The sequence below is a fragment of the uncultured Campylobacter sp. genome (genome assembly GCF_938018145.1).
GTDB lineage: Bacteria > Campylobacterota > Campylobacteria > Campylobacterales > Campylobacteraceae > Campylobacter_A.
The window spans coordinates 1-4,307 of record NZ_CALIII010000174.1; the positions used below are offsets into that span (position 1 = coordinate 1).

Here is a 4,307-nt window from a genome sequence, read left to right on the forward strand (position 1 = left end):
GGGATCTACGTAGTTACCAAATTTTTGTTTAACCGTAAAGCCGTCAAGCGGTGCGATAGTCTTTTCGCCGCTGTATTTTTTAACAAGACTCGTTTGATAGCTCGAGCCAAACTGTTTCACGTCGCCATCAGACGCGCTTGCTGCGGCCTCGTCCTTTTTATCTTTCTTATTTTTTTGAGCTTTAGCCTCGGCCGCTTTTTGTGCGGCTAGAGCTTTTTTAGCCTCCTCGCTCTCTCTTTTGGCGACGATTTTTAGCTCTTCTAGCGTCTTTCTGATCTCGTCTTGTTGGGCTTGTAGGCGCGAGAGTTGCTTTTGATAAATTTCCTTATCCCGCTTTAAATTTGCCAGCGTTTTCATCTGCTTATCTTGCAGGGAAACTAGCTCGGCTTGCTTAAATTTAAAGGTTTTTAAATTTGACTTTATGCCGTCTATCTTGTCGTTTTGGGTTTTTATCAAATTTTGCGTACTTTCGTACTGCTTGGCTAGCTCGTTAAAATCATCTTTTAGTACCGAATTTAGCTTGCTTAAAATCTCAGTCGCAATGATACTATCCACGCCCTCCTCGTACTCTTTTGGCATTATAAGGTCGAAAGAAAACTCGTCTGAGATGATGCGCACGATACTTTTTTGTATATCTTTTTGACTTTGCGTGAGGTCTTTGTTTTGCTTTACCAACTCGTCAAGCTCGCCGCTAGCGCTTTTTGCGCTGTTTTCCAGCTGCGCTATTTGCAAAATGAGCTCTTTCATCTTGTCGTCAGTTTGCTTGACGCTTTTTTCGCCGCCGAGTATGTCGCCGGCCAGGTCGTCGAGCTTTTTATTTAGCTGCTTTTCAAGCTCTTTTGAGGACTCGAGATAGGTCGTTTGATTTTTTATCTTTTCGCCCGTGCTTGCGTTTAAGCAAATCATGGCGGCCAGCAAAACGCAAATTTTTCTCATATCGCCCTTGCTTTTCTCATCACGAGATAAACGGCAAAAAAGCTAATCGCAAGCGAAACGCCCAGCAGTACTCCGCCCTCGTAAAATAGATCAATCGCTGGTAAATTTATATTTAGGTCGGTAGCAACCTCTTTAACGGGCTGTAAATCCGGCAAAATAATATAAAAAACCGCCACCAAAACGGTCGCTATAAACGAATCAAACAGCGCATTTTTGTATAAAGCGCCCGATTTTAGCCACGACGGAGCGCCCAATAGCGTCATTATCTCGATACGCTCCTTGTGCTCGTATAGCCAAATTCGCATCTGCTTTGCGATAAGCATAAGCCCGATTAACCCGATTAGCCCCGAAAATATCGCCGAAATATTTTTAATCAGCTGCATGATTTTATAAATTTTATCATGCGTTTTTGAAAAGGTCTCAACCCTGCTCACGCCGTTAATCTTTGAAATTTTATCCTTTATCTCTTGCATATATTGGGTGCTTGGAAAGGCATTTAGCTTTAGCGAGTAAAATTTAGGCAACGCGTTTTGCAAAACGGCGATATTTTTAGACGATATATCCTTAGCAAGCCTCTCTAGCACGGGCTTTGAGCTAAGCGGCTCAAGCGATTCGAAGGTATAAACTAGCGGCTTTACGTCGGTAGCGTTTAGCTCGTTTTGGCTAACGATGATGATACTGTAGTCTTTGTTCATCACAGACTCGTACTCGTCCACCACTCGCCCGACTAGCAATATAAACTGAATGCCCACGAGTAGCGCCACGAGCGGGATTATCACGCTTAGATGAGTTTTAAAGGATTTCATGCAAATGTCCGTCTTCTATAACAAAATGTCTGTAAGGCACCCTTAGCGAGCTTGGCACCTTGTGCGTGACGACCACGATGCAAGTACCCAAAAACTCCTTTGCCGAGCGCAAAAGCCCCCAGATAACGTCGCTTGAGTATTCATCGAGGCTACCCGTCGGCTCATCGCAAAGCAGCAAATTTGGATTATGCGCGAGCGCTCTAGCCATCGCCGCTCGCTGCTGTTCGCCGCCGCTTAGCTCGTTTGGATATTTGTGCGCTCTGTGGAGCAAATTTACGTGCTTTAACAGCTTGGTCGCCTGATTTTTACAAACATTAGCGCTAAGGCCTTTTATCATTAGCGGCAGCATCACGTTTTTTTCGATATTCCACTCGCTTATCAAGCGGTAGTTTTGAAAAACCACGCCGATGCGCTGTCTTAGTTTATCCAGATTTTGCCCGCCTAGATTCATCATATCGGTTAGGCAGACGTTTAGCGAGCCAGCACTCGGCTTTATCTCGCCGTAAAAAGATTTTAAAAGCGTCGATTTGCCGCTGCCGCTTTGCCCGGTGATAAAAACGAAATCATTGGCGTAAATGTCAAATTTCGCGTCCGTTATGAGCTTTTCGCAGCCCTCGTATCCTAGGCAAAGCCCGCTTGCGCTAATTATTTTTTGCATCCGCCAAATACTCCTTCAACGCAAGATGCGCCTTTAAATTTTCAGCCGTAACCAGCGGCTTTTTTATAAAATATTCTGCGCCTTTTTCGCCGAGTAAAACATAGCAGTGCTCGGGCGCGTTAAATGCGCCAAACGCCGCGCGAATCAAAATTTCGCCGTCTTTTTCGTACTTTTCCTCTAAATGCAAGAAAAAATCGTCCCTTTTAATCGTTTGGTTGATAAATTTAGCCGCGACCTTGCTCGCGTCGTAGCCGTTTTCAAATTTTAGCTCGCCTTGACCCACTCTTGGTTCGCTTTGCTTTTCGCAGGTAAAGATAACGTCGTAAATATCTTTTTGGTGCCTTTTCCAGCGGTCTTCATATTTGCTGCTTACTTTTAGATCGCGGTTTTTGTAAATTTGCACGTCGGCATCGCTCAAATTTAAAATTTGAGCCAAAGTAAAGTCCGCATACTCGCGGCTATCGGTTCGCAGCTCAAATTTACCGCCCACTTTTAGCGTTCGCTCGCACTCCAGGGCAAATTTAGCCGACGCCACGCGCCTATGAGGAGCGTCATCCCAAGGTACGGGGAAATGAAGGAAAATTTTATCGATAAAATTTGACTCCACAAGCGATAAAAGCAGCCTCGCGTCGCAGTTTACGAGCATGACGTTGTTTAGATTTTTAGCTTTAGCCAGCTTTGCTACCTGCTCGAGCGAGGGCTTGTAGACCTCGATACCGATAACTAGCGTATTTGGGTTATTTTCCGCCTGAAATAGCAAGTGTCTGCCCGAGCCAAATCCGATCTCGATAAATTTACTTTCAAATTCGCTCTGATTTAAATTCTCAAGCAGCTCGCTCACATCAAAAATCGCCGAGTCTTTTTGCGTGAGGCGCGTGTTTTTTACCGCGATGGCTTCGCTTAAAATTTGATCGCAATAAAGCTCTTTAAATTTAGCCAAAGCATTTTGCAAAAGCCCTATTTTGGCAGGCTTTGTTAGCTTTTCGCCTTTTACGACCCAGTCGTTTTCGCGCTTTTTTAGCGTGATAAAAAACTCCTCGCTAGAGCTTTTGGTATAAACGAGGCTAACGCCCTGCCTGCCGCGAGCCTCCCACAAAAAGCTTATCTCGCCGCACTCTTTTGGAGTAAAATTTACGTTTTTAGCTATAAAATTGGGCATTATTCGACGGCTATCTCTACTTTTTGAGAAGCGTCGGAGCTAATGCCGTATTCATCCACGGCGATAACTTTATAGCTATATTTTTGCCCGTAAGCAACGCTATTATCGACAAATTCATTGCCGCTTATATTTGTAAATTTCTGCTCGCTTCCTCCGCCGTCTCTTATAACGGTAAAGCTTCTGGCCTTATCAGAGGCATTCCACGTGAGCTTAACCGCCGTGCTGTCGGCCACGATAGAGGAGATAGTAGGCGCGTCGATAGCACCTAGCGTCATACCGATGATAGGTTCGCTAGGTTTTTTAGACTCTAAGCCGTCTTTATCGACGATGGTGATTTTATAGTATCTGGTCGCGCCGTTTTCGTTTATGAGATCCTCGTAGCTATTAGACGTGGTTTTAACGAGATAAGTGTAGGGCATAAATTTGCTTGACGCGCTGTAAATTTTGTAGTAGCCAAAGTCGTCGCTAGCCACGCTGTCCCACGTCAAAATAATCTTTTTAGGCACGTTTTGAGTAGCTTGGGCATTTACGACCTCGCTTGGCAGCTGCTTTGTCGTGGAGTCCACGATCTCGCTAGGTTTTGAGATCGTTCCGCTAGTAGTTTTTACGAAAACTCTATATTTATAGCCCCTGCCGGACTTTACGTCGTCATCAATATATTCGGCGTTTAGTCTGCCTTTTACCTCGGCGATTTGCCTCCAGTTTTCTTTATTTATATCGGCTTTTTCGATGACGTAAGATGCCGTGC

Annotated in this window: 4 protein-coding genes and 1 pseudogene; all 5 read right to left on the minus strand. The window is 44.7% G+C overall.

Going from position 1 to position 4,307, the window contains the following annotated elements; genetic code table 11:
- On the minus strand, positions 1–936 hold a 936-nt coding region (locus Q0338_RS04000; RefSeq protein ID WP_298085632.1), incomplete at its 3' end, for a peptidase M23.
- Positions 933–1,742: an FtsX-like permease family protein gene (locus Q0338_RS04005; protein WP_298085633.1), complete on the minus strand. Its 810-nt coding sequence runs from the start codon at positions 1,740–1,742 to the stop codon at positions 933–935. The genes Q0338_RS04000 and Q0338_RS04005, both read right to left, overlap by 4 nt.
- Positions 1,729–2,400, minus strand: coding sequence for an ABC transporter ATP-binding protein (locus tag Q0338_RS04010; protein WP_002953262.1), 672 nt, complete (start codon positions 2,398–2,400; stop codon positions 1,729–1,731). Before Q0338_RS04010 ends, Q0338_RS04005 begins: the two co-directional genes overlap by 14 nt.
- Positions 2,384–3,559: a tRNA (guanosine(46)-N7)-methyltransferase TrmB gene (gene trmB, locus Q0338_RS04015; protein WP_298085634.1), complete on the minus strand. Its 1,176-nt coding sequence runs from the start codon at positions 3,557–3,559 to the stop codon at positions 2,384–2,386. The genes Q0338_RS04010 and trmB overlap by 17 nt, the downstream gene beginning before the upstream one ends.
- Positions 3,559–4,307, minus strand: a pseudogene (locus Q0338_RS04020) (hypothetical protein); the annotation flags it as partial. The gene trmB and the pseudogene Q0338_RS04020, both read right to left, overlap by 1 nt.